Annotated in this window: 21 protein-coding genes, 1 tRNA gene and 2 pseudogenes; 10 read left to right on the top strand and 14 right to left on the bottom strand. The window is 39.8% G+C overall.

Annotated features, from left to right (window positions below; translation table 11 throughout):
• Positions 1 to 119: 119 nt before the first annotated feature.
• Positions 120 to 569, bottom strand: a pseudogene (locus ACG9ZB_RS04080) (tyrosine-type recombinase/integrase); the annotation flags it as partial.
• A 558-nt stretch (positions 570 to 1,127) separates the two neighbouring features.
• Here ACG9ZB_RS04080 and ACG9ZB_RS04075 point away from each other — a divergent pair.
• A complete protein-coding gene (locus ACG9ZB_RS04075; protein ID WP_004691623.1) occupies positions 1,128 to 1,355 on the top strand; it encodes a hypothetical protein in 228 nt (75 codons plus the stop codon).
• Between the two features lie 177 nt (positions 1,356 to 1,532).
• Positions 1,533 to 1,608, top strand: a tRNA-Thr gene (locus tag ACG9ZB_RS04070).
• A 67-nt stretch (positions 1,609 to 1,675) separates the two neighbouring features.
• Here ACG9ZB_RS04070 and ACG9ZB_RS04065 read toward each other — a convergent pair.
• From ACG9ZB_RS04065 to ACG9ZB_RS04055, 3 genes are all read right to left on the bottom strand, one after another.
• Complete coding sequence (locus tag ACG9ZB_RS04065) at positions 1,676 to 2,506, bottom strand: SAM-dependent methyltransferase (protein WP_419324304.1); 831 nt, start codon at positions 2,504 to 2,506, stop codon at positions 1,676 to 1,678.
• Positions 2,507 to 2,509: 3 nt separating this feature from the next.
• Positions 2,510 to 3,808 (bottom strand): FAD-dependent oxidoreductase, encoded by a 1,299-nt coding sequence (locus tag ACG9ZB_RS04060; protein WP_419324302.1) that lies wholly within the window; start codon positions 3,806 to 3,808, stop codon positions 2,510 to 2,512.
• 414 nt (positions 3,809 to 4,222) lie between these two features.
• Complete coding sequence (locus tag ACG9ZB_RS04055) at positions 4,223 to 5,104, bottom strand: pirin family protein (protein ID WP_419324301.1); 882 nt, start codon at positions 5,102 to 5,104, stop codon at positions 4,223 to 4,225.
• 101 nt (positions 5,105 to 5,205) lie between these two features.
• Between ACG9ZB_RS04055 and ACG9ZB_RS04050 the strand changes: the two are divergent.
• Together ACG9ZB_RS04050 and ACG9ZB_RS04045 are read left to right on the top strand one after the other, a co-directional pair.
• Positions 5,206 to 5,409: pseudogene (locus ACG9ZB_RS04050) on the top strand (hydrolase); the annotation flags it as partial.
• Between the two features lie 67 nt (positions 5,410 to 5,476).
• Positions 5,477 to 5,794 carry a LysR substrate-binding domain-containing protein gene (locus ACG9ZB_RS04045; RefSeq protein ID WP_419324524.1) on the top strand — a complete coding sequence of 106 codons (318 nt, stop codon included), beginning with the start codon at positions 5,477 to 5,479 and terminating at the stop codon, positions 5,792 to 5,794.
• 98 nt (positions 5,795 to 5,892) lie between these two features.
• Here the strand turns inward: ACG9ZB_RS04045 and ahpC are convergent, their stop codons facing one another.
• From ahpC to ACG9ZB_RS04025, 4 genes are all read right to left on the bottom strand, one after another.
• On the bottom strand, positions 5,893 to 6,456 hold the full coding sequence (gene ahpC / locus ACG9ZB_RS04040; protein WP_005401564.1) for an alkyl hydroperoxide reductase subunit C: 564 nt from the start codon (positions 6,454 to 6,456) through the stop codon (positions 5,893 to 5,895).
• A 278-nt stretch (positions 6,457 to 6,734) separates the two neighbouring features.
• Positions 6,735 to 7,226, bottom strand: coding sequence for a flavin reductase (locus ACG9ZB_RS04035; protein ID WP_419324299.1), 492 nt, complete (start codon positions 7,224 to 7,226; stop codon positions 6,735 to 6,737).
• Positions 7,227 to 7,308: 82 nt separating this feature from the next.
• Positions 7,309 to 8,355 (bottom strand): methionine synthase, encoded by a 1,047-nt coding sequence (locus tag ACG9ZB_RS04030; protein ID WP_419324297.1) that lies wholly within the window; start codon positions 8,353 to 8,355, stop codon positions 7,309 to 7,311.
• A 30-nt stretch (positions 8,356 to 8,385) separates the two neighbouring features.
• Complete coding sequence (locus ACG9ZB_RS04025) at positions 8,386 to 9,378, bottom strand: DUF1852 domain-containing protein (protein WP_419324295.1); 993 nt, start codon at positions 9,376 to 9,378, stop codon at positions 8,386 to 8,388.
• Between the two features lie 896 nt (positions 9,379 to 10,274).
• Between ACG9ZB_RS04025 and ACG9ZB_RS04020 the strand changes: the two genes are divergently transcribed.
• The gene (locus ACG9ZB_RS04020; RefSeq protein ID WP_419324293.1) at positions 10,275 to 11,573 is read left to right on the top strand and encodes a dicarboxylate/amino acid:cation symporter; all 1,299 of its coding nucleotides are present in this window, start codon (positions 10,275 to 10,277) and stop codon (positions 11,571 to 11,573) included.
• A gap of 134 nt (positions 11,574 to 11,707) precedes the next feature.
• Here the strand turns inward: ACG9ZB_RS04020 and ACG9ZB_RS04015 are convergent, their stop codons facing one another.
• Complete coding sequence (locus ACG9ZB_RS04015; protein ID WP_419324291.1) at positions 11,708 to 12,598, bottom strand: LysR substrate-binding domain-containing protein; 891 nt, start codon at positions 12,596 to 12,598, stop codon at positions 11,708 to 11,710.
• A 134-nt stretch (positions 12,599 to 12,732) separates the two neighbouring features.
• Between ACG9ZB_RS04015 and ACG9ZB_RS04010 the strand changes: the two genes are divergently transcribed.
• Positions 12,733 to 14,151, top strand: a complete 1,419-nt coding sequence (locus ACG9ZB_RS04010; protein ID WP_419324290.1) for an aspartate ammonia-lyase — start codon at positions 12,733 to 12,735, stop codon at positions 14,149 to 14,151.
• A 209-nt stretch (positions 14,152 to 14,360) separates the two neighbouring features.
• On the opposite strand, the gene ssb is transcribed toward ACG9ZB_RS04010, so the two are convergent.
• The 3 genes from ssb to ACG9ZB_RS03995 all read right to left on the bottom strand — a co-directional run bounded on the left by ssb (position 14,361) and on the right by ACG9ZB_RS03995 (position 17,594).
• Positions 14,361 to 14,939, bottom strand: coding sequence for a single-stranded DNA-binding protein (gene ssb, locus ACG9ZB_RS04005; protein ID WP_419324288.1), 579 nt, complete (start codon positions 14,937 to 14,939; stop codon positions 14,361 to 14,363).
• A gap of 51 nt (positions 14,940 to 14,990) precedes the next feature.
• Positions 14,991 to 16,355, bottom strand: coding sequence for an MFS transporter (locus tag ACG9ZB_RS04000; RefSeq protein WP_419324286.1), 1,365 nt, complete (start codon positions 16,353 to 16,355; stop codon positions 14,991 to 14,993).
• Between the two features lie 159 nt (positions 16,356 to 16,514).
• The gene (locus ACG9ZB_RS03995; protein ID WP_058952492.1) at positions 16,515 to 17,594 is read right to left on the bottom strand and encodes a DUF475 domain-containing protein; all 1,080 of its coding nucleotides are present in this window, start codon (positions 17,592 to 17,594) and stop codon (positions 16,515 to 16,517) included.
• Between the two features lie 212 nt (positions 17,595 to 17,806).
• On the opposite strand from ACG9ZB_RS03995, the gene tenA reads away from it, so the two are divergent.
• The 3 genes from tenA to uvrA all read left to right on the top strand — a co-directional run bounded on the left by tenA (position 17,807) and on the right by uvrA (position 22,167).
• Complete coding sequence (tenA, locus tag ACG9ZB_RS03990; protein ID WP_201701835.1) at positions 17,807 to 18,481, top strand: thiaminase II; 675 nt, start codon at positions 17,807 to 17,809, stop codon at positions 18,479 to 18,481.
• Positions 18,482 to 18,641: 160 nt separating this feature from the next.
• Complete coding sequence (locus ACG9ZB_RS03985; protein ID WP_058870673.1) at positions 18,642 to 19,016, top strand: hypothetical protein; 375 nt, start codon at positions 18,642 to 18,644, stop codon at positions 19,014 to 19,016.
• A gap of 319 nt (positions 19,017 to 19,335) precedes the next feature.
• Positions 19,336 to 22,167 carry an excinuclease ABC subunit UvrA gene (gene uvrA, locus ACG9ZB_RS03980; RefSeq protein WP_419324284.1) on the top strand — a complete coding sequence of 944 codons (2,832 nt, stop codon included), beginning with the start codon at positions 19,336 to 19,338 and terminating at the stop codon, positions 22,165 to 22,167.
• Between the two features lie 119 nt (positions 22,168 to 22,286).
• Here uvrA and ACG9ZB_RS03975 read toward each other — a convergent pair whose 3' ends face one another.
• Together ACG9ZB_RS03975 and ACG9ZB_RS03970 are read right to left on the bottom strand one after the other, a co-directional pair.
• Positions 22,287 to 22,754, bottom strand: coding sequence for an HIT family protein (locus tag ACG9ZB_RS03975; RefSeq protein WP_419324282.1), 468 nt, complete (start codon positions 22,752 to 22,754; stop codon positions 22,287 to 22,289).
• A gap of 110 nt (positions 22,755 to 22,864) precedes the next feature.
• Positions 22,865 to 24,574: a GGDEF domain-containing protein gene (locus ACG9ZB_RS03970; protein WP_419324280.1), complete on the bottom strand. Its 1,710-nt coding sequence runs from the start codon at positions 24,572 to 24,574 to the stop codon at positions 22,865 to 22,867.
• 400 nt (positions 24,575 to 24,974) lie between these two features.
• Here ACG9ZB_RS03970 and ACG9ZB_RS03965 point away from each other — a divergent pair, with 400 nt between their 5' ends.
• Positions 24,975 to 25,127, top strand: coding sequence for a hypothetical protein (locus ACG9ZB_RS03965; RefSeq protein WP_419324278.1), 153 nt, complete (start codon positions 24,975 to 24,977; stop codon positions 25,125 to 25,127).
• The last annotated feature ends 44 nt before the right edge of the window (positions 25,128 to 25,171 follow it).

Here is a 25,171-nt window from a genome sequence, read left to right as displayed (position 1 = left end):
ATTGAAAAATTTAAACCCCTAATTACAAACTATTAAGACAGTATATGTACTCAGGTTACAGCTATAACGATGAAAAAAAACCACGCTAAAAAGCGTGGTTTTTGTGATTTTTTAATTATTTAATTCAGCCAATCCTTCACTTCCCCCTCATACCACTCCATCAATCTCACCCGCTCTTCCCAATATTGCGCTCGATTATATGCCGAGCAAATCCTATTTTGAGGCACATGATCAAGTTGGCGCTCAATGGCATCTGGACTAAACAGATCCGATTTATTTACAACTGTACTGAATAGAGATCTAAAACCATGTGTGGTCATCCGACCGACATAGCCCGAACGTTTGATCACAGCCAAAATAGACTCGCTACGCATCGGTTCTCTATTGTTTAAACGATGTGGAAATAGCAGTTCCTGATTATGAGTAAGTCTCAAAGCCTTTAACTCAGTAATCATCATGTCCGTCAACGGTACACGATGCGGAAGAGGGTTCTTCATCCATTTTTCAGCGAATATCCTACTTACGTCCCTCCAGATCATTTTTTCCCAGTGTGTTTGTAGTAACTCACTAAACACCTATCAGTATAACGACACAGTACATCTGAGAATCATTTAGTGGACTACTATTAACATGTCATTTTGAAAAATGTATGTGAAAATAACCTTATAATTGTTCTATGGTTCCATGGACTTAAAAGAACACCACCACCTCGATCTAACTGGGGGTAAAATTGGGGGTAAAATAAAAATATAATTTTCTATTTTAATTAATTATCATATGCTTAATATAAAAAGATGACTCCCTCTTTCGCCAAAATTTTAAAGACCTTAATCGAAAGATTAAGGTCTTTTTTTATGCTGAATATTCTTATTTAGACTTGGCACAAAGTCTGCTTCATAAAAAACGACTCTTCAACCAATAGGATAATTTGCACCACAAAGTGAAATATTTATTCAAAAATAAACGCTTGAACCTGATTCAAACTTGAGCTAAAACAATTTCTAAGGGAGGTTAAAATAAATCATCAATGATCATCTATATGCAATGTTTATGAAGCACAATTCATTTGCGGTATATAACTAGCGAAACACAAAATTGACCAATAAAACTGCTATTCGGGAGTCAGAATGAATAACAGCACCAATTATGTCAAACAAATTAAAAACGCTAAACGAGGCGGTTATACCCCAACCCTTGCAAAGGATGTCAACAAACATAAAATTCAAAAAGCAATTCGTCTGATTGAACAATGGAGAACGCTGGCCAATGAACTCAAACCTCAAATGCAACTCGACATGGCTTTTACATTGGAAGAATGTGCCCAAGACCTCGATCAAATTTTAAGGAGCAAATAAGTTCCATGTTTTCACTTAACCCTATTTAAAAACAGTTTCATCACAGCCCCCGAATTTTATTCTCAGCTTTCACCCACCCTTTGGTGGGTGAAATTTGCACAAAAAATTTTGCGCATTTCAATCGCTCACTTTTTGGCTTGCGTTTTCAAGAAAATCCGCTATTATTCTCACAACGTTGCCGGCATAGCTCAGTTGGTAGAGCAACTGACTTGTAATCAGTAGGTCCACAGTTCGAATCCGTGTGCCGGCACCATTTTATACTTAGCCTCGCTTTTTAGTGAGGCTTTGTTGTTTCTGGCCCTTTGGTTTTTTATTTCATTTTAAGTGTCTTTAACTGCTGTAATTTGAACATAGCGCACGATGCCCTGTTCAAACAATTTCTGGCAGAGCTTAGCGGTCATTTTAATTTTGAAATGATCCAAATTTTGAGCCGCCTGTTGGACTAAATGCACATGATAATAACGAGAAAAACCCGCCAAAACTGCACCTGATAAATCTTCAATAGCAACCTGCTGATAACCTTGTACTTCTATCGAATGCTGCAAATTCGCTTCTAACTGAAGATGTTCCAAATTCACATCGGCTGCTTTTAACAGCATTTTCAGTTGAAGCTTCTCAAAACGGTTTAAATTCAAAAATGCATTACTCAACATCAAATAATGAAAACCTATGCGCCCTTTTGAATTTAAAACAGAATGGGTTGATCTTAGAAATGAATTTAAATCACTGTGATAAGCGGCATCGAGGCAAAACACCACATCAAAAGGTGCTGAAAATAGCTTTGAATTTAAATTTAAAAATGACGTTTGAATGATGTGTATCTTTGAATTTAAAGTGTGTTGTATGCGCTGGACACATGCGGTTTGTAACTCAACCGCACAAAGTTGCTGAACATGGTAATGCTGCTGCCACAGCAATAGACTCGCACCCTGCCCACAACCCAAGTCTAAAACACGGTCATTTGACTTTAGCTTTAATCGATCAGCAAGATGTATGGCTAGTGTTTGGCAAGCCTCAGGATAGGAAGATTGGCTATTTTCCCAATAGCCAAGATTGCTCCAAGCCAATACAGCGTGATCTCCCAATTGTTTTGCATCAATTGCATATTTATGTTTGGGCAGATGTAACTGTAAGGTTTGGAGCCATTTCATGCTTTAGTAGCCGAGTTGTGGGGCAACCTCAACTTTAGGTTTTAATCCAACAAACGGCAATGGTGCATCGAAAATTTCTGCAATATGCATTGCTGAAGTGACGGCAGACTCTAAAATAGGCAGACCATCGCACGACCATGAACCACAGAAGAAGATTTTTCGGTTGACACTCTTATGGCGTTGTTGTAACTCTTTATTCAAAGCCACCGTTTGCGAGTCCACCACCGCACGGGTCAAAGTTACAGTTGAAATTACTTTTTTCGGGTCAATCTCGGTCACAGGCTGCCACGTTTGGAACACGGCATTTTTACCAACCAAACTCGGTTCGACTGAATTGAGCCAAACCGTGAACTGTTGACGGGTAAACTTACGGTCCATCATATAGCTCAGCACCGACCAGTCTTTACGCTTAGGCGGCATCACAGAAGGATCAGTATGGATCACCAGCTGACCTTGCTCAAAACGGAACTGCTTTAACAGCGCAATATCATCTGCAAACTGAACAGGATCTAAAAACTCTTCAATTTTTGTGGTTGGCGTTGCCACCACCACACGGTCAAACAGTTGCTGTTCACCCTTATTATTTTCAACCAAAACCTTGTCACCTTGTTGAGTGACTTTGCTAATAGCCGCTCCGCTTTGGATATTGATGTTTTCAATCAATTTATCGACGAAGGCAGGTGTTCCCCCTTGTATACGCAATAAAGCATCGCCATCCGTCAACTGACGTAAAAAGATCAACAGCGGTTTCGCTGGCCATTCGCCAATGGTTTTTGGATTACAGGTACAGATGGTGTAGAGCACAGGCATGACTGCGCCATGCCAAAATACTTCTTCAATGTCATGCTGGTTGATAAATTCAGCTAAGGTAATGTCTTGATCTTTAGATTTGAAGAATTTAGCAATCGCGGTTTTAAGCTGCAACATACCTTTAACCAAGCGCCATCCATACTGCTGCAGGCCTTTACGGTTATTGATAATTGGGAAATTTCCAATGCGACTACGGGTAGTGGTTAGCCATGTTTCTGTACGGTCTTCAAACAACCAACTACATGCCATGTAGGTGCGTACTGGATACGTTTTGATGCCTAAATAAGTCGCAAGACTTAAGGTGTTTTTCCATAAATGTGGGTTCATGACACGTAACGGAGCATCAATCAGACCACCTTCAAACTCTGTACTGTGGCTATCCATCCCTCGCCCAGTCAGTGCTTCGAAAATAGTAATATTATGCCCAGCATCCTTTAGAATTCTTGCGGTAGCAAGACCGGCCATGCCGCTACCAATAACTGCAATATCCAAAATTATGATCCGTCAGTCTGACTTATATTGCCTGAAATTATGACCCAATGTCGAAAAAATAGGGCTATTAAAAAATACCAGAATCACATTTTTTCATGTGCCGCACTGGTAGGACGATATTTGCTTAAATTACATTTCATTACACTAAAAAGCCACTTAAATAAACACAGGTTTTTTATGCATTTTATTTTAAATAAAAATATAAACCCTTTAAAAACAAAGTATATAAATTAACTATTTTTATAACATCTGTTTTACAAACCAGCGAAAAAGCGCTAATATGCGCCTCGCATAAAAAAGATAATTACATCACATAATAATTCATGACCAACTATGCAAAACACGAAGACTACAGCGCCTAAAAAATCCCTACCCTTGACCGAGTAGGGATTTCTTCTTTTTAGCGACAAGATTTTAGTCCACCATAGCAACAGGTATTTCACCAAACTTGCCACGATTAAAATCATCAAAAGCTTGCACAATTTCCGCTTTGCTATTCATCACAAATGGACCATAACCTTGAATTGGCTCATTTAGTGGTTCACCAGTCAACACCAAGAACTTAGTGTCTTGCAGCGCTTGTAGTTGAATTGCAGCTTCGCCATCTTGAGCAAACATCACAATGGAACTATCCACCACTTTTTGCGTGCCATTAATCAGCACTTCACCACTGAGCACCACCACAATCGTGTTATGCGTGACGGGCACATGGATAAAAGTTTCATACTCTGCTTTTAATTCACCATCCCAAACATTGACGGGACTATACGTTTGAGCGGGGCCATGATGACCACCAAACTCCCCCGCAATCACGCGTATGTGTCCAGCATTATCATCCATTTCGATGCGCGGGATATCCGCCACGGTCAAGGCTTGATAACGCGGTGTGGTCATTTTGTCTTTGGCTGGCAAATTCACCCAAAGTTGTACCATTTCAAACAGACCACCATGCTCAGCAAAGGCTGGAGAATGAAACTCTTCATGCACCACACCTGAACCCGCAGTCATCCACTGTACATCGCCAGTATTGATGGTACCACCACCGCCGCTAGAGTCTTTGTGTGTCACTTCACCGCTATAGGCGATGGTGACTGTTTCAAAGCCACGATGCGGGTGTGAACCCACACCACGTTGCGATGTGGTTGGATCAAATTTGTAAGGTGCAGCATAGTCCAAAAGTAGAAACGGACTAATCGCTTGTCCTAAGCGGTCATATGAAAAGAGGTTTTTGACAAGAAAACCATCACCAACCCAATGCATGTCTTGATTACGATAAACACCAATTACTTTTTTCATCTTGGAGCTCCTATCTCGAGAGGATGAATATGCAATCTATACTAGCCTTTTCCTCAACCCTCTTATAGCGCTGCACTAGTACACAGAATCACAAAAATAGGACAATTAATCCCATCACACGTGATGCAGTATGGGATCGCATATATCAGGCAGACGCGCAGCTGATGTCATGGTTTAGTGCAACATGTGAATTACACCGCGACTGGCTTAATCATATTGAAGGCCTCGGTTCACTCTTTGCAGCGCATATTCCAGACTATAAAAACCTGATTCAAAGCTATAGCAAAAATACGGCTCAAAAATAATCAGACCTCAGTAAAAGCGATCTTCGGATCGCTTTTTGTCGTGTGCAATCGTTAGGAATCAGACAGTATCAGATCATCCATCGAAGACTGCTTTCTGTCACAAATCAATACAGACTTGAATCCATCATGCATTCATTTGACGACTATTATTATTTTGACTGTGGATGGACTCGGCATTACCAACATGCCTTACTTAAAGGTAGGGACAGATATTGCTTCAGGTCGCCTAGTTCACATTTTGCCCGACTGGTGTTTCAATATTGGAACCGTACAGTTGGTCTATGCTTCACGTAAAAGACAACGTTTGGTCATGGAGAAACGGATTGAGCATTTGATCCAAGGTTTAAGAGACTTTGCCAGCACCTGCAGGGGTTACCATCTGTAAAAGCTAAAAGAACCCTGCATAAAAAAATCAGCCACTTGGGCTGATTTTTTACAGGTATCATGCTCATGACTCAGCACAATGCAACCATCGAAGTTGACTTAGATTTTTCCAACCAAGTCGATTGACGGTGCAAGCGTTGCTTCACCTTCTTTCCATTTTGCAGGGCATACTTCGCCTGGGTGCGCATGCACATATTGTGCTGCTTTCACTTTGCGTAATAGTTCAGATGCATCACGACCAATACCGCCAGCATTAATTTCAATAATTTGGATTTTACCTTCAGGATCAATCACAAAAGTACCACGGTCTGCAAGACCTTCTGTTTCAATCAGCACATCAAAGTTTTTAGACAAAGTCCAAGTTGGATCACCAATCAATGGATACTGAATTTTACCGATCACATCTGAAGTATCGTGCCATGCTTTATGGGTAAAGTGGGTATCGGTCGATACGCCGTAAATTTCCACACCGAGTTTTTGAAATTCAGCATAGTGATCGGCTAAGTCGCCCAATTCTGTTGGACACACAAAGGTGAAATCAGCAGGATAGAAAAATACGACAGACCATTTGCCTTTCAAGTTTTGCTCAGACAACTCAATGAATTCACCATTTTGGTAAGCTGTTGCATTAAACGCCTTAACTTCAGTATTGATTAAACTCATGTATTCGTCCTCAAAAGATTTGTGAGAGTGCTTAAGTGATGAAGCAAGAATACGCACAAACCAAAAATTGGTAAAACAGTAAGTTTTTATTATTTTTATCGGATTTTTAGATTTATTATTTCCCGACACTGTTGCCCGATTTTTACCATCTTGTGACCTAAATGAAAACCTTTCCATTTTTCAAATCGAGCTAATACAGTCAAATCTAGAGTCAAGCAGTGGAAAATCTATGATTTGGAAGGGCCTTTCAAAGCTTTGATGTTCAATAAAAAGTGAATTTAAGCCGTTTCGGTCAGCCCCACCTGATGATAAGCACGATTAAAATAAACCAAACTTTGCTCATGTTGGCTTTGTTGAATCGCGACAATACGGCACATAAAAACCGTATGTGTTCCCACTTCTTGAATATCATCAATTTCACAGTCAAAATTGACCAAAGCATCCTTTAAAACAGGCGCGCCCGTTTCTAGCTCTGTCCAAACACCATGTTCAAAACGCTCTTCAGACGTCATTTTAGATGCAAAGACATTCGAAATATGCTGATGTTGTGCGCCTAACACATTCACCGATAAAATTTTATTGTCGACAAAATGTGCATGTGAACGCGATGCTTTATTCATACAGACCAATAATGTCGGTGGTGTATCCGTCACACTGCATACGGCAGATGCTGTGAATCCATGACGATCAGCCATGCCTGCCGTAGTTACGACACTCACTGCACTGGTTAACAAAGACATTGCATCTCTAAAGTCTGTTGCTTCAATCATCATTTTATTCCTCAGTAGAACGGACACATGCTTTGACTCAGATAAAAGCTACCTATTTTATCAAACAGGTAGCCCTCTCACATCACGCGCTTGCTGCGTATGAAGCCGAAAGTTCTTTACGAATAATTTCTGCACCTGCGCTTAACGCATTCAGCTTACCACGTGCGACTTCACGTGCTAAAGGCGCCATGCCACAGTTGGTCGATGGATAAAGCTTATCTGCATCGACAAACTGAAGCGCCTTACGTAGTGTATTCGCAACTTCTTCTGGTGTTTCAATGGTGTTGGTTGCGACATCAATCGCACCGACCATGACTTTTTTACCGCGAATCAGCTCAATCAGATCCATTGGTACACGCGAGTTTTGACATTCGAGTGAGATGATATCAACTTTAGATTGTTGCAGTTTAGGGAATGCTTCTTCGTATTGACGCCACTCTGAACCCAAGGTCTTTTTCCAATCGGTATTGGCTTTGATGCCATAGCCATAGCAAATATGAACCGCAGTTTCACATTTCAGACCTTCAAGTGCTCGTTCAAGCGTTGCAACACCCCAGTCATTCACTTCATCAAAGAACACATTAAATGCAGGTTCATCGAACTGGATAATATCCACACCCGCAGCTTCTAACTCACGTGCTTCTTGATTCAGGATCTTAGCAAATTCCCAAGCCAGTTTTTCACGGCTTTTATAGTGATCATCATACAGCGTATCAATCATGGTCATCGGGCCAGGTAATGCCCACTTGATCGGCTGTGTAGTTTGGTTACGTAAAAACTTAGCATCTTCAACAAAAACAGGCTTTTGACGGCTTACTGCACCGACTACAGATGGAACGCTTGCATCATAACGATTACGGATACGAACTGTTTCACGCTTCTCAAAATCCACGCCATCAAGATGCTCGATAAATGTCGTGACAAAATGTTGGCGAGTTTGCTCACCATCGCTCACAATATCAATTCCCGCATGGATCTGTTCTTGCAGGGATAAACGCAGAGCATCTTGCTTCGCTTCGATTAATGCGTCACCCTCTAATTTCCAAGGTGACCAAAGTTTTTCAGGTTCTGCAAGCCATGAAGGTTTCGGTAAGCTGCCAGCCGTTGATGTTGGTAATAAAATTGCCATTTTAAATCTTCTATCTCTATTTCAGGTAAATTAAGCAGCGTTACTTTCTACAGTGTAATTGGCAGCCCATTGTTCAAGGATGTTTTGATAAGGCTTGATAAAGTTTTCTTCCGTCCATTTACCTTGTTTTACTGCCAATTGACCACGCTCTACACGGTCGTAAACAATTCGTGTTAATGAGTAATCTGGGTACTCTAAACTTGCTTGATACACTTGTGCTGCTGAAGAATTTGCGTTGTAAATTTCAGGACGATAGATCTTTTGGAAAGTTTCCATCGTACTAATTGCGCTAATCAGTTCAAAATCGGTGTAATCACGTAATAAATCACCCGCAAAATAGAATGCTAAAGGTGCAACACTTCCTTTCGGCATAAAGAAGCGAACCTGTAAGCCCATTTTATGGAAATATTCATCTGTACGTGAATATTGATCTTGCTTATATTCAACACCTAAAACTGGATGCTCATTAACAGTACGCTGATAAGTCCTCGCTGTTGAAACACTTAAACAAATGACAGGTTGTTGATTAAATTCAGCCTTAAAAGTATCTGAATTTACTAAATATTGATAAAGCTTACCGTGTAAATCACCGAAACCTTCTGGTGCATACGAAGTTGAGTTCTCTTTATTATGTTCTTTCAGTACCACACTAAAATCATAATCACGTACATAAGACGAGAAACTATTGCCAATCATGCCTTCAATACGTTGATTGGTATGGTGATCGGTAATGGTGCTTTTCAACATTTCAATGATTGGAAAAGTTTTACCATTGCCTTCAATATCTAAATCTGCAGAAATAATATCAATTTCAAGTGAATAACGGTCACCATTCGGATTATCAGTTTGTGCTAAAGCATTGAAACGATTATTAATCATTCGAAGTGTATTACGAAGATTCTGCTCTCGACTTTCACCGCGTGCTAAATTGGCAAAATTAGTCGTTAGACGTGTGCTATCCGCTGGTTGATAGTTTTCATCAAAACGAATACGTTTAATTGAACATGCAAACTCTGTACTCATGGCGATCTGTTACCCTATACTTCTGCGATAAAACTGAATTTCTTTCATGCTCTTTCTAGACTGTCCAATTTTCTTTTTGGATCTTTCTAGTGAATCATCTTTCCAGCCTTTTCAGTTTTTTCTGAGTATCAGGCTAAGAAGCAAAGATGAATATGATCTATCGTTAAGAGCGTGGTTTAATTTATACCTGAATGATCACATGAATAAAAATGATTTAATCTCAACCCAAAGTGAACTAAATTCATGTTTGTAAATTCTGTCACTTTAACAATAAATTATGCGTGGATAATTTTTTGTGGATGTTCGAAAGGAAAGAATGAAAACATCAAGTCCTTGTGCGTGAGCTGTGAAAAGTCATGATATTGCTCGATCAACGTCATCAACACGCTACATTTTTATTTTAATTATCTGTTTAAATCAGGAACTTAAAGTCATAAGCTGATTATTAAAATATTAGATAAAACAGGCAATTCAATGGTTTTGTCTGTGGGAAAATGATGAGTGCAAGCTTGGTTTTGAGTTTTTGTATTTATTAACTTTGGCTCCGCTTTCTGACCTTGGCTCTTCCTCACAGAATCAGGAAATTTAATATCTTTCCTATCACCAATCAGAATTAAAAAAACAAACATTCGGTCTTTATATGAAGAGTAGCTCATTTATATCAAGTAAAACTAAAGAATCATCTCATGCATTTTTTGCATAACTGAATTAAAAATTGCATTGTCGTTTTTTTTAAAAAAAAGTAACACTTGCCATAGCTAAATCCCCAATCGACGATTTAGCACTCAACACCTAAAGCAATGCCTCTATAAATTGATCAACATGGAATGTCATCAATGCCTTGCTACATCAGGTGAAAAGTTGATGAAAAGAAGATTAAAGAAGGAACGATAAGTATGAAGCAGAAGAAATTACTGAAATATATTCTGATTGCCATGATCTCAGGAATACTGATTGGTTGGGCTTTTCATAGTACTTTAACAACTGCACAAACCACAGAACTTGCCGCCTATTTTAAAATTGTGACTGATGTATTCTTAAGATTAATTAAAATGATTATTGCACCCTTAGTGTTTGCAACAATCGTTTCCGGTCTTGTCTCGATGGGAAAATCCTCTTCTCTGGGATCAATTACCTTAAAGGCCATGAGTTGGTTTATTGGTGCATCATTTATTTCACTTTTACTGGGCATGGGCTTAGCCAATTTATTCCAACCTGGCGCTGGGATGAATCTCACCGTTCCTCAAACAGCGGTTGATATCGGTGTCAGTGCGACAAGTCTGAGCTTAGAAAGCTTCATTACCCATATTTTCCCGCGTAGTTTTGCTGAAGCCATGGCCAATAATGAGATATTACAGATTTTGGTTTTCTCAATTTTCTTTGGTTCTGCACTTGCCTATGTTCAACATCATAGTGAAGCGACCGTCATTGGTAAAATAATTGATGAACTCTGTAAGGTGATGTTCCGAATTACAGATTATGTCATGGCATTTGCACCTATTGCCGTTTTTGCAGCGATTGCTTCCGCGATTACCATTCAAGGCCCTAAGCTGATTATTGATTATAGTATTTTCATTGGACAGTTCTATGTAGGATTACTGGTGCTTTGGACTCTCCTGATTGCTTTCGGCTATATCTTCTTGAAAAAAGATATTTTTAAATTGATGCGAATCGTGCGTGAACCCACCATGTTGGCATTTGCGACCGCAAGTAGCGAATCGGCTTATCCAAAAACCATGGAAGCTTTGGAGAACTTCGGTGTGCCTAAACGCATTACCAGTTTCGTGCTCCCTTTAGGTTATTCTTTCAACCTCGACGGCTCGATGATGTATATGGCATTTGCTGTGTTATTTATTGCACAAGCCTACAACATTGATTTAAGTTTTTCCCAGCAAGCACTCATACTCTTTACCCTCATGATTACGAGTAAAGGGATTGCAGGTGTTTCACGAGCATCTATTGTGGTGATTGCCTCCACTCTGGCTATGTTCAAACTTCCTGAAGCCGGTATTCTATTAATTTTAGCGATTGATCAGTTTTTAGATATGGGCCGTACGGCAACCAATGTGATTGGAAATAGTATTGCAACTGCCGTGATTGCACGTACTGAGGGCAATAAAGATGAGCTTACGCAGCAAGAAGGCATCATGGTGAACAACATTTCTCCCGCAAACCAATTAGCTGATAACACTTAGAATTATTTATAGATAAAATAAATGGTGATTTTTAAATAGTAAGGAAAGTCCTTTATTTACTATTCATAAAATCACCTTATTTATTATTTAAATATACCTCAAAACGATTAAAAAAAATAATCCATAAATTCGAATTATTTATTTTTCTGAATTAAAATATTCCAAATATAATTAATTCGATTTGAAAATGACATTTCTCGTTTAACCAGATAGACATCTTGAAATAAATAGTACTGATTACCATCCAGTACTTTTAATTTATTTTCTTGAATCTCTCTTTCAACCAATAATTTAGGCAACCATGCCACACCCAAACCTTGCAACACCAACTCTTTTAAATCGCCTGCATTATCCGTCTCATATAAAGTTCTATAATCCAACTTATTTTCAATTGCTTCATCCACACAGTTTCTTAAATATGCTTGTTTACTATAAGACAACAAAGGAAAAGACTGATCGAGTGAATATTTGGCAGTCCCATCATGATCTAAGGCCGTCACTGGGAGTATTTCCATTTCAACAATTTTATGAAATTCGAACAAAGAACGATCGAATTGTTCTAATGTTTTTTGATCACAATAACTGATTAAAAAATCACACGAGCCATCTTTTAATAAGCGCATCCCCTGTTTGAAATTTGAGGCAATAATTTCCAATTTTAAGTCCGTCATATCCATAGATAACTCATGAATAAAGCGGGGGAAAAACTGGGTAATAAGCGAGTGTGACACTGCAAACTTGACGGTTAACTCATTATGTTTCACATTCTTTTCTAAATATTTTATTGTTGTAGTGAGTTGATTTTGTATATTTTTTGCCGAAGCCAGTAAAACTTGCCCCGCTTCTGTGAAATCAATATTTTTACTATATCTTTTCAAAATTTGGAAACCCAATGAGTTTTCAATATTCTGAATTCTGCGCGTAAAGGCAGACTGCGTGACATGTCGTAGAGCTGCTGCTTGAGATATCGATTTTTCTTGCTCTAATGCAAGTAAATCTTCAATCCATCGAATTTCTAAAGTCATAACTCATTCTTCACTCATCCTTTGATCAATTATAATCTATTATGCAAAAAATGCATGTAGTAATATATTTTTACATTAGAAAAAAAACCGTGCGCACTTTAATATCGATTTATTCGAGATTAGAGTCTATTTAAATGAACATTAAGATTAACACACGCGTTGAAAAGGATTTATTAGGACATAAAGAAATTCCTGCTCATTGCTATTATGGTGTACAAACTTTAAGAGCTTTAGAGAACTTTAATTTAAGTCCAAATAAACTCAATCAATTCCCTGTTTTTATTAATGCCCTTGCAATGGTTAAAGCTGCATGCGCAGAAGCCAACTTTAAACTCAATAAACTTGAAGAAAATAAATATAATGCTATTCAGTATGCATGTGAACAAATTATTAATTATAAATATCATGACCAATTTCCAATTGATATGATTCAAGGTGGTGCGGGAACATCCACCAATATGAATATCAATGAAGTACTGGCTAATATTGGATTAGAACATTTAGAGCATTTAAAAGGCGAATATCAATATTTACATCCAAATAATGATATTAATATGTCTCAGTCAACCAATGATGTTTATCCAACAGCCATTAAAGTGGGTTTAATCTTGGCAATTGAGCAATTGAACAGCCCGTTTCAAAATTTAATTCAAAGTTTTAAGAACAAGTCCGATGAGTTTTCGCATATCTTAAAAATGGGTCGTACCCAATTGCAAGATGCTGTTCCAATGACCTTGGGTCAAGAATTTGGCGCATTTGCAAATACCTTACAAAATGATTTAAACAAGCTCAATGACATCATGCCGTCTGCTTTAAGTGTTGTAAATTTGGGCGGAACGGCAATTGGAACAGGGATCAATACCGAAGTTAAGTATCGTGAATATGCCATCGCAGCATTGTCTGAAATTACCCAAAAGCAGATCAGCAGTTCACCTGATTTAATTGAAGCAACCTCAGATATGGGCGATTTCGTTTTATTATCGAGCTTCTTAAAACGTACCGCGACTAAACTCTCAAAAATTGCCAATGACCTGCGCTTGCTTTCTAGTGGCCCTCGTACTGGTCTGAATGAAATCCATTTAGAACCGCGTCAACCAGGCAGCTCAATCATGCCTGGCAAAGTGAACCCAGTTATTCCAGAAGCAATGAATTTAGTGTGTTTTCAAGTGATTGCAAATGATTTGGCCATTACTTTGGCGGCCGAAGCAGGTCAGCTACAGCTCAATGCGATGGAGCCGTTAATTGCTTTTAAACTGTTCGAATCGATCGATTTGTTAGGTAAAGCGATGCAAATGTTCCAATACAAATGTATTGAAAACATCCGTGCCAATGCTGAACACTGTCAGGCCAATGTAGATAATTCAATTGGCATTATTACTGCACTCAACCCATATTTGGGTTATGAAACAACGACTCGTATTGCAAAACAAGCGAATGAAACTGGTCAAAGTGTATTGGCTTTAATTAAAGCTGAAAACCTATTGTCTGATCAACTTTTAGCTGATGTGCTATCGATCAAAAATATGGTTCATCCTCAGCAATCTTTATCATGATTTATTAGCATTTAGTCTTTTTAAAAAGGGATCTCATCAGAGGTCCTTTTTTTATAGAAAGGAGAAGTATGCTCTGTCACTCGTATTAGCTGAACATCTTTATTCTATAAAGCTCTTTTTTAAATACCAAATTTGCCTAGCCATAAAAAAAGAACTTGATATAAATCAAGTTCTTTTTCACTTCATACAATATTTAGATATTATACAAATCAGAACGGAAGATCATCATCCATATCTGCTGGTGCTGCCGCAGGCGCTGACTGAGGAGCCGCCTTTGGTGCAAAACCGCTTGGGTTATTGTTCGCATAACCACTTTGTTGGTTATTGCTATTACCCGCTGCAGGATTGCTACCATAACCACCTTGGTTGTTGTTATAACCACCACCTTGGTTATTGTTGAAACGTGGTTGTGCATAACCATCATTTCCGCCTTGCATTTGCTCACCTTGCTGACGATTATTGTCGAGCATCTGCATTTGCTCACCACGAATTTCTGTGGTGTAGCGTTCTTGACCATTTTGATCTGTCCACTGACGAGTACGCAGTGAACCTTCAATATAAACTTTCGAACCTTTACGTAGGTATTGTTGCGCAATTTCACCTAGACGGTTGTGTAACACAATACGGTGCCATTCGGTTTGCTCTTTACGCTCACCTGTGCTTTTGTCTGTCCAAGAGTCGCTCGTTGCAATTGAAAACTGGGTCAACGAACCACCGTTTGGAAAAGTTTTCGTCTCTGGATCTCGGCCTAATGTGCCCACTAAAATAACTTTATTTACACCGCGCATCTGATGTTTACTTCCTATCTATTTCTATTATTTACTTTATAAGAGTTATGCTTAAATGGCTACCTCTTTCCCCAACAACTGCGTTAAATCTTGTCGCGTAGCATCATCTATTTGTTGCTTATCGACTTTTACATACGCTACTTGTTGATCAGACATCACCACGACTTCTTCAATACCACGAATCGCTAAAAGTTGGGAAGTCCATTCATCTGTTTGTTTATGTTCAGGTAAACGTAGCACCATCGAAGACAAATAACGCGGTTGCGCCAAGCCAAAACTAATCAATAACCAAATAATGGCAAGTCCGGTCAGGATGCTCCAGCCCAAGGCTGTATTGTTTAACAGCAGCAACTGCCCGCCTGTGACACCACCAAAGAATGCGCCTAAAAACTGGCTGCTGGCATTTACGCCCATCGCAGTCGCTTTGGACTGAATCGGTGCAGCTTTCGATAACCATGACGGCAACAGCGCTTCCATGACGTTAAAAGCAATAAAGAATAAAGCCAAACCTGTCAGCAAAATATACTTCGACTCAAAGCCAAAAATTAGAATGCCTAAGCCTAAAATAATGCCGCCAATGGCCGTTAAAAAGATGCCTCGCATCTTGCGATATTTTTCAGCCAACACAATACTTGGAAAGGCAAAAAATAGGCTAATCACCAACAGTGGTAAATACACCCAGCCATGCGAATTTAGTGGAATTTTTGCAAAATCGATGAGCTGTGAGGGAACATAAATAAACATTGCTGTCAGCAATAAATGTAAGCTAAACACCGACACATGCAGACGGTTTAGATCACCCATTTTTAGGACTTGTTTGAGCTGAGCCAAATAACCTTGCTGATAATTACGATGATGGCGGGTGACTTTTGGCACCAAAAACAGCATCGAAATAGCCGCCAAACCCATGATGGTCGTTACCCAGAATAATCCTGAAATCCCTACTAAACCGGTAAGCCACGGCCCCAAACTAAAAGCCACAGCAAAAGAAACGCCGATACTCATGCCCATGGTTGCCATGGCTTTCATGCGGTTTTCTTCACGGGTCACATCCGCCAGTAGTGCCATCACCACTGCAGACACTGCACCCCCACCCGCAATGGCACGACCAATAATCACCCCATAAATGGTGTCGGACATCGCTGCAATTGCACCGCCCAAAGCAAACAGGAGTAGTCCAAAAACCACCAAAGGCTTGCGGCTATAACGGTCAGCAATCAAGCTAAAAGGAATCTGTAAAATGGCCTGTGTTAAACCATAAATCCCCACAGCCAAACCAAGCAACGCAGGCGTTGCATATTCATAGGTCTGCCCTGCCACAGAAAATACAGGGATGATCATGAACAAACCCAACATGCGTAAGGCAAAAATACTGCTTAAGGCAAAAGTTGAACGACGTTCTAAAGCATTCATCATAAACGAGGACAGACTGTATTGAATTAATCTTGGATCAAGATTATAGGCTATTCAATCCGACTAGCGACATGAATTTTATGTTTAATAAAATCCTTCCTGATCTGAAAAACAAAAAGCGCAACCTGAGCTGCGCTTTTCCGCGGTTTAAAGCAATCTGCTTTAAGCCGCTTGATGTTTTTTGTATTGAATGGAAGCAATCACAGCCCAAACAATAAAAGCCACACCAATTAAACCTGTGACGACTTCTGGTACATGTAGACCTGTACCACTTGCCAGCATAATAAATGCTAAAGCACCAATCGCGTAGTGTGCACCATGCTCAAGGAAGACATAGGCATCCAAAGTACCTTTTTCGACCAAGTAAATCGTCATCGAACGCACGAAGATCGCCCCAATCGCGAGACCCAGCATAATAATCACGACATCCGAAGTAATGGCAAACGCGCCAATTACGCCATCAAAACTGAACGATGCATCGAGTACTTCTAAGTATAAGAAACCACCAATACCCGCTTTAACCACACCTGTGGTTGCGCCATTGGCATCATGTGTAACTGCATTGCCGTCTTCATCAACTTCAGGTTCACCACCAAGTAAATGGCTCAAAACTTGTACACCAATATAAACCACGATGCCCCAAATTCCAGCCATGGTCACCACGAGACGTTTAGCTTCATCAACATTCGCCGCCATCACCAAGAGTGCAATCAAGGCCAAGAATACAGACATTGCAGGGACATTGGCCAAGTTTGCCAAACGACGCTCCAACCAACGGAACCAGTGCGTATCTTTACCTTCATCCAAAAAGAAGTTAAGAAACACTAACAATAAGAACGCGCCACCAAATGCAGCTATTTCAGGGTGGTGATCCATCAGACGTTGTGAGTAGGTTTTTGGATCATTTAAAGCCAATTGAACGACTTCAACGAAGCCCATATCTGCAGTTACCGCCACAATTGCGACAGGGAAGATTAAACGCATACCAAATACAGCGACTAAAATACCCACGGTAAGGAATAACATTTTCCAAAAATGATCCCAACCACGTAACACGGACGCATTGACCACAGCATTATCAAAAGATAAAGAGACTTCCATCACTGCTAAAATTGCAGTGATGGTCAAAGCAGTAAACATGGTCTTTAAGCCCGCTTCTGGTCCATGGGTAAAACCCCAGTACGCAGACAACGCAAGACACACGATCGTAAAAATGATAGAGAAACCAAAATGTTTCATCATGACAGATCGACCTATAAAAAAATTTGGAGATGAACGAAAACTAAAAAAACAGGTTGAGTTTTATGGCCGCAATTATGACGCTTTTTGCGCCTGAAACCAAAACATCTTCGTTAATTTTTACTTATCTCACCGATGTACGGAGATGGATTGTTGTTCCGCGCAAACTGTTGTTATAGTCTTGCCCATATTTTGGCTTCCCTTAGGATCTAATCATGGCTTTTTCTCAAGACGTTTGGCAACGTAATATCGACTTATATCAAAAAACACTGGCTTTACCTTTTAACCAAGAATTGGCCTCTGGCACACTTAATAAAGAAGCATTTTGTCATTATGTGATTCAAGATGCGCACTACTTGGTGGCTTATGGTCGGGCTTTAGCAGTGTGTGGTGCCAAAGCGTATGAGGCTGACGACATTATTCAGTTTAGCCAAGGGGCCAAAGAAGCGATTGTGGTGGAACGCAGTTTACATGATGGCTTTATGAAAAATTTTGATATTTCAAAACAGCAGTTTGAAGAAACCCCACTGACTTTGGCATGTCACCATTACACTTCATTTCTAACGGCAACAGCATGGTCTGAAAGCTACCCTGTGGTGTTAGCAGCACTCTTACCTTGTTTTTGGATTTATGCTGAAGTCGGTAAAGATATTGTAGGCAACTCTATCGCCAACAACCCGTACCAAGCGTGGATTGATACTTACGCAGGTGAAGAATTCAACCAAGCAGTACGTAATGTAATTGCAACCATCGATAAAGTGGCTGCACGCTGTGATGCAGACACTATTGAGAAAATGCATAAAGCCTACCGTAAAGGGGCTGAACTGGAATGGTTATTCTGGGACAGTGCTTACAAACAACAGCAATGGCTCGGTTTAGACCACGCTTAAAAGCTCAAATGATCCAAAAAGTCCTGAACCCTTCAGGGCTTTTTATTTACCGAACATCATATTTTTTAGATGGCGCGATTGCTATTTTAGGCATTTAAAACTAAACTTTAATAATGATAATAATTATCATTTGCATAATTAACTTTCGAGGGCCATTCTCATGCATCCTGATACTTTAGGTACTGAAGCCATTCGTGCATTTTTTACCGTACAATGTTGCTGGCTGAATAACGAAGAAATTTACCTTGAAAAAGGCTGTTTACACTGCGGTTCTGCCGCGACCTATCTCATTTATTATACCAATCCACATATTCAAAAATTGATGTTGGCGTTTATTAAAAAATATCATTGCGTTTTGAGTCGAGAACAAGACTTACTCGACCTACCAGACTTTGAAGATGACTACGACGCCTTCTTACAAACTCTTGAGCACGAAGTCAATTTCTATGCCCGTCTCCATCATGACATTATCCGTCCCTTTGCTTTTGAGACGGTCGATTCAATCTTTGAACGTCCTTATGCGCTAGCATGTTAAATACTGCAACCATAACAATGCTCTATCCCTGAAGGCGTACGGTAAACCAAAAATAACACAGTCATGATTCAACTTTTGCTCTGCGCCAAATGGGTGATCCTCTCTTTTTAGGGAACTTATAAATACCTTCCAGTTTTCAGTCGCAGCCAATATCTATACGCTGAGACTTGTTTCAACACTGAAATCTAGCTACAGTCTAGCAGCATCACTTTTCTTTTGGCCGACATGATTTGTCGCTATAAAATCATGTTTAACACTTGAATAAAGCATAAGTCGTTATCATATACTTCCTTCATCTGCAAAATTTCGAGATAGTTTTATGAGCCAAAGTCATATCCGTATTCGAGGCGCACGTACCCATAACTTAAAAAATGTGAACCTTGATATTCCCCGCGATAAGTTCGTGGTGATCACGGGACTTTCTGGTTCAGGTAAGTCATCGCTTGCATTTGATACGCTGTACGCCGAAGGCCAGCGTCGTTATGTCGAATCACTCTCGGCCTATGCGCGCCAGTTCTTGTCACAAATGGAAAAACCTGAAGTTGATTCAATTGAAGGCTTAAGCCCTGCCATTGCGATTGAACAGAAATCGACCAGCCATAACCCACGTTCTACGGTGGGAACCATTACCGAAATTTATGACTATTTACGACTACTCTACGCACGTGTCGGCACGCCATTTTGCCCAGAGCATGATTTACCAATGGTGGCACAGACCGTATCGGAAATGGTCGATGCAGTAAAAGGATTGGATGAAGGGACAGCGCTGATGCTGCTTGCACCTGTGGTGCGTGAGCGTAAAGGTGAATATTCCAACCTGTTTGAACAGCTACAAAGTCAAGGTTTTGTACGAGCGCGCGTCGATGGTGAAATTGTAGATCTCGACCCAATTCCAGAACTCGATAAAAAGAAAAAACACACCATTGAAGTGGTGGTGGATCGTTTTAAAGTCCGTGATGACCTCGGCAACCGTATTGCAGAATCTTTTGAAACGGCTCTACGTCTCGGTGGTGATATTGCCATTCTATCGTGGATGAACGGCGAACATCCTGATCGGGTTTTTTCGGCTAAACACTCATGTCCTGAATGTGACCGTGCCGTTGCAGAACTTGAACCACGTTTATTTTCATTTAACAATCCCTTTGGTGCCTGCCCAACCTGTGATGGTTTAGGGACCCGTAGCCATTTTAGTGCTGAAAAACTCATTCCAAGCCCTGATGTGTCGATTAGCCAAGGTGCTATTCGTGGTTGGGATCGTCAACGCCCGTACTACTACAGCATGATTGAAAAAGTCGCAGCGCATTTTGGTTTTTCTTTGGATACACCTTGGAATGAACTGGATGCCGACACCAAAAAGAAATTCCTATACGGTACAGGTAAAGAAAAAGTTGATTTAAGTTATATCGACGAACGTGGTCGTAAGCATAATCGTGTGCAACCTTTTGAAGGAGTTTTGCCACATTTAGAACGTCGTTACCGCGAAACTGAAAGTAACTATGTTCGTGATGATTTAGCACAGTATCTGTCTAATGCTGCATGTGATGCCTGCGGCGGATCACGTCTAAATGAAATTTCACGTCATGTTCGAGTAAAAGACAAAACCATTGCCCAAATTACCAAAATGTCGATTGGTGATGCGGAAAGTTATTATCAAGATTTAAATCTTGATGGTGCAAAAGGTGAAATTGCCGATAAAATCTTTAAAGAAATTCGTGAGCGTTTACATTTCTTAGTTTCAGTGGGTTTGAATTATTTAAGTCTTTCTCGTTCAGCAGAAACATTGTCTGGTGGTGAAGCGCAACGTATTCGTTTGGCTTCGCAAATCGGTGCAGGTTTGATGGGTGTGATGTATGTCCTCGATGAGCCATCCATTGGTCTGCATCAACGTGATAATGATCGCCTATTGGAAACCTTAGTTCGCTTACGTGATTTAGGGAATACCGTTTTAGTCGTTGAGCATGATGAAGATGCGATTCGTGCAGCAGATCATATTATCGATATTGGTCCTGGTGCTGGTATTCATGGCGGTCATGTGATTGCTGAAGGGACTTATGATGAAATCCTTGCGAATAGTGAATCTCTCACGGGTCAATATTTATCAGGCAAACTGAAAATTGAAGTACCGAAAAAACGTACTGCACCACCAAAGCCTGAAGAACAAATTAAATTGATGGGTGCTGCGGGTCATAACCTACAGAATGTGGATTTAACCATTCCTTTGGGTGTGATGACCTGCGTGACTGGTGTGTCTGGTTCAGGTAAATCAACGCTGATTAACCGTACTTTATTGCCTTTAGCAGCGACACAGCTGAATGGTGCAACCACTTTAACCGCTGAGAAATTTGACTCGATTGATGGTTTGCAATTTCTTGATAAAGTTGTTGATATTGACCAAAGCCCAATTGGTCGTACACCTCGCTCCAACCCTGCAACCTATACCGGTTTATTCACTCCAATTCGTGAACTCTTTGCACAGACCCAAGAAGCCAAAGCACGTGGCTATGCCGCAGGGCGTTTCTCATTTAACGTGAAAGGTGGTCGCTGTGAAGCCTGTGAGGGTGATGGCATGATCAAAGTCGCAATGCACTTTCTACCTGATATGTATGTGCCTTGTGATAACTGTCATGGTAAACGCTATAACCGTGAAACCTTAGAAGTCGGTTATAAAGGCAAGAATATTTCGGATGTATTGGAAATGACAGTGGAAGATGCCATGCATTTCTTCGACGCGATTCCTGTCATTCACCGTCGTTTGGAAACGTTAAATCAAGTCGGTTTAGGCTATATTCGCTTAGGTCAGTCTGCAACGACACTGTCAGGTGGTGAAGCGCAACGTGTGAAATTAGCACGTGAATTGGCAAAACGTGATACAGGTAAAACGTTATATATCTTGGATGAACCCACTACTGGTCTACATTTCCATGACATTGCTAAACTGCTAGATATCTTGCATGAGCTACGTAATAAGGGCAATACCATTGTGGTGATTGAGCATAATTTGGATGTGATCAAAACTGCTGACTGGGTGATTGATTTGGGCCCTGAAGGTGGTGCAGGTGGCGGGATGATTATTGCGGAAGGTACACCTGAGCATGTGGTGAAGAATAAAGTTTCGCATACTGCGAAGTTTTTGAAGCCGTTGTTGAAGTAGTAAATCCTCCCCAACCCTCCTTTTGAAAAGGAGGGAGTTCCCATTACTAATCAAATGGTGTTCCCCTCTTTATCAAAGAGGGGTTAGGGGGGGATTACCATACCAACAGTTTACTTATATTATTCAAATGCTAGAATCTTCTCCGCCAATTTCGCCAACTCGTCATCATTTGCTCGCTGAAAATCATGTGATGAAATATAGCCTTCGTACTGCTCAAAGTATTTATCAACATTAGAATTTACAGCTTTCCAGTTTTCATGCACTTGCATAGTTCCATGCATAGGGAACAATTTTGCATGTATATGATCGACACCAAAACCTTCGAATACCATTGCGGTACGTCCAACGTCTTCAAAGAATCCATCTAACTTTTTCGCAATTTTCTTGGTATAGAGTATTAACCCAGTTAAAACATCATCATCTAAATCAAAAGCATAACTTGCATAATGCTTTTTCGGGATCACAACCGTTGCGCCTAATGTATTTGGAAAGATAGTCAAAAAAGCCATATAGTCATCATTGCTATCAATGACGTGACAAGGTATTTTTTTTTGAATCATCTGACAAAAAATACAGCCTTCGCTCACGTTTAGCTCCTTCTATTATTATCAAATTTAATTTAAACACAGACTTCTATTGAGTTATATCACCCTGGTTTTTTTGATATTTCCAGTAGCTAAGAATTTCACAAATAAACTCAACTCGCCACCTTATTTTTACCCTGCTCTTTGGCTTGAAACAAAGCACGATCGGCTTTTTCTAACAATGCCATCCAATTGGTCGCACCAATTGCGACCCCAATACTAATACTGACTTTCAAATCAGGGCAGCGTACATTATCAACTGGCTTCGCTTCATAAATCTCAGAACGAATCTTTTCCGCAATTTTTAAAGCGCGCTCCATTCCAACATTTTCAATCAGCACAATAAATTCATCGCCACCGTAACGTACCAGCAAGTCAGATGTCCGAATATTTTCTTTTAATTTCTCAGCCACAAACTGAATCACCTGATCCCCCATCAGATGTCCATATACATCGTTGACCTGTTTAAAGTGATCGATGTCGATCACCATTAAACAAGTCTCCGAAAACTGAGTCGGCTGATTTTCCAAAAGTTTAATGTATTCATTCAATGCATAACGGTTTGCAACCCCCGTTAATGAATCCAAATGTGCAATATTTTTGAGTCGAAACTCCAACGCATCTCGCTGCTGAAGCGTCTGTTTTAACTGCTGAATTGCTGTAAATAAAGAATACACATTGGCGGGTTGGTCTTTGGTATCCATCGGGTTAGGGCGAAGACTGGAATGAGATAAATCAAATAAAATTTCACGCGCTTGAATAAGTGGACCAAACACTCTTTTGCGTGCATATATCATGGTAAACAGTGCCGCAAAAATTGAAATCAGTGAAATACCCACCGTTGTGAGCAAAATATTTTGTGCTTTATGCTTTTCAATGATGGCTTTTTCAACGCTATATTTAAGTAAATAATTTTGCAATTCCACCACGGTCGAAAATTTATCAACGATTGCTTCAGTTAACTGTGTGCCAGTTAAGTAATATGGTCGATGGTAAATACTTTCATTCATCAAGCGCTCAACAATCAATAGCCCTTTGGCTAAAAACTCGTTATAAACCGCTTGATGCAGCACTTTAAATTCTTCGGTTTTATCACGCTCGGGCTGTAAGGTATCAATGAGTTCCCACAAATACATCACTTGCCTCCGAGTCTGTAAAGAACGCGCTAAATTGGTTTCAGGAATCGGTTGTTTAAAAGCTACATGCGCCATCACATTGGATGCAGCACGACCGGCCTGATCACGTAAGTCCGCTAATAATAAAATTTGGACATAGAAGTTTGAAACAGCGGTGTCTTTGCCTTCAGATACAGCGATTACGTCTTTTAAAACATCATGACTACGATCCCAAGCATTGAACATTTTTAGGATGGCTTGATCCATGGTCTCGGCATTACGTTGCTCACGTGGTAGAGCTGCATAGGCATCTACCTGTTGTCTGCCTTGCGTTAAAGCTTCATCTAAACGGTCAACTAAACTTAAATCTAAATTTGGGAGGTTCGAGTGCTTTAAAACTTCTAAAGTCTTTTTCATCTGCTCATCCACCGTGAGCCGATATAGTTTTAACTCAAGCACGTGTTTGGCAAAGTCTTGTTGATTACTCGACATGAGTTTATTGGCGGGCGCACGCTCTCGTGCAATCTTATTGGCCAAGTCTGCAACAGCCTGTAAGGCTTGTATTTCAGTTAAAGCTTGGTTGGTTTTGTTGTAATCACGATAACTTTTAACTATCAAAGGAATGGATAAGCTGCACAATGACAAAATAATAATGCTCATTGCAATATACAGCTTTTGACTCAAATACTCAGAGCGTATTTCTCGCATACTTCAACCACGCCCTCATTCCCAAATAAAAGAAAACTAAATTAACTGTTTATTATACGAACAGTATATCGTGTATTTAAGTGATTAATTCTTTGTTTTGCATCGTTTTAAGATTTCATCATCCCCAAATGATCACAGCCAAACTTTCACTCACCTATGAAAGCTGAGTCAATCCATGCTTAATAATATTCATGTTTAGTGTGAATTTCATTCAATATTTTTAGTTCCCATTTTTTAAAGTTCCTATATTTACACATGCAACATTTAAGTGCATAATGCACAGTATTGGGGCGAATTAGAGTATATCCTCAGCAAATATTCTAATTTTCCCACAAATTTTGGCGGAAAAAACCAACTTCTCTTAGAAGTTGGTTTTTTTTTGCTCGAATAAAAGTTTTCAATGAAAAATACAGCCTCACATTTGCACCACTATTGTGCATTAAATTCCAATAAATTTTTATTAGAAAAAGAAAATCTCGAAAATTTAAATAAAAAAAAGCCCAACCTTGGGGAAAGTTGGGCAGATAAACAAAAACTGTTTGAGGAGAATTAGCTTCTCACAAAACAACAATATTGTTAAATGATTCGCTAAAATCA

Origin of the sequence: Acinetobacter johnsonii, from assembly GCF_048551975.1 — a bacterium.
GTDB classification, from domain to species: domain Bacteria; phylum Pseudomonadota; class Gammaproteobacteria; order Pseudomonadales; family Moraxellaceae; genus Acinetobacter; species Acinetobacter johnsonii_A.
Note: the sequence above shows the minus strand (reverse complement) of the source record. Positions and strands in the feature narration are given on the sequence as shown.

What these genes read in the sequence shown, in the direction of transcription:
- tenA (WP_201701835.1), top strand. Translation starts at nt 17,807, where the DNA reads ATGGCTTTTTCTCAAGACGTTTGGCAACGTAATATCGACTTATATCAA.
- ahpC (WP_005401564.1), bottom strand. Translation starts at nt 6,456, where the DNA reads ATGAGTTTAATCAATACTGAAGTTAAGGCGTTTAATGCAACAGCTTAC.
- ssb (WP_419324288.1), bottom strand. Translation starts at nt 14,939, where the DNA reads ATGCGCGGTGTAAATAAAGTTATTTTAGTGGGCACATTAGGCCGAGAT.
- ACG9ZB_RS04020 (WP_419324293.1), top strand. Translation starts at nt 10,275, where the DNA reads ATGAAGCAGAAGAAATTACTGAAATATATTCTGATTGCCATGATCTCA.
- ACG9ZB_RS04065 (WP_419324304.1), bottom strand. Translation starts at nt 2,506, where the DNA reads ATGAAATGGCTCCAAACCTTACAGTTACATCTGCCCAAACATAAATAT.
- ACG9ZB_RS04055 (WP_419324301.1), bottom strand. Translation starts at nt 5,104, where the DNA reads ATGAAAAAAGTAATTGGTGTTTATCGTAATCAAGACATGCATTGGGTT.
- uvrA (WP_419324284.1), top strand. Translation starts at nt 19,336, where the DNA reads ATGAGCCAAAGTCATATCCGTATTCGAGGCGCACGTACCCATAACTTA.
- ACG9ZB_RS04035 (WP_419324299.1), bottom strand. Translation starts at nt 7,226, where the DNA reads ATGATTGAAGCAACAGACTTTAGAGATGCAATGTCTTTGTTAACCAGT.
- ACG9ZB_RS03965 (WP_419324278.1), top strand. Translation starts at nt 24,975, where the DNA reads ATGAAAAATACAGCCTCACATTTGCACCACTATTGTGCATTAAATTCC.
- ACG9ZB_RS03995 (WP_058952492.1), bottom strand. Translation starts at nt 17,594, where the DNA reads ATGATGAAACATTTTGGTTTCTCTATCATTTTTACGATCGTGTGTCTT.
- ACG9ZB_RS04075 (WP_004691623.1), top strand. Translation starts at nt 1,128, where the DNA reads ATGAATAACAGCACCAATTATGTCAAACAAATTAAAAACGCTAAACGA.
- ACG9ZB_RS04015 (WP_419324291.1), bottom strand. Translation starts at nt 12,598, where the DNA reads ATGACTTTAGAAATTCGATGGATTGAAGATTTACTTGCATTAGAGCAA.
- ACG9ZB_RS04030 (WP_419324297.1), bottom strand. Translation starts at nt 8,355, where the DNA reads ATGGCAATTTTATTACCAACATCAACGGCTGGCAGCTTACCGAAACCT.
- ACG9ZB_RS04010 (WP_419324290.1), top strand. Translation starts at nt 12,733, where the DNA reads ATGAACATTAAGATTAACACACGCGTTGAAAAGGATTTATTAGGACAT.
- ACG9ZB_RS04025 (WP_419324295.1), bottom strand. Translation starts at nt 9,378, where the DNA reads ATGAGTACAGAGTTTGCATGTTCAATTAAACGTATTCGTTTTGATGAA.
- ACG9ZB_RS03985 (WP_058870673.1), top strand. Translation starts at nt 18,642, where the DNA reads ATGCATCCTGATACTTTAGGTACTGAAGCCATTCGTGCATTTTTTACC.
- ACG9ZB_RS04000 (WP_419324286.1), bottom strand. Translation starts at nt 16,355, where the DNA reads ATGATGAATGCTTTAGAACGTCGTTCAACTTTTGCCTTAAGCAGTATT.
- ACG9ZB_RS03970 (WP_419324280.1), bottom strand. Translation starts at nt 24,574, where the DNA reads ATGCGAGAAATACGCTCTGAGTATTTGAGTCAAAAGCTGTATATTGCA.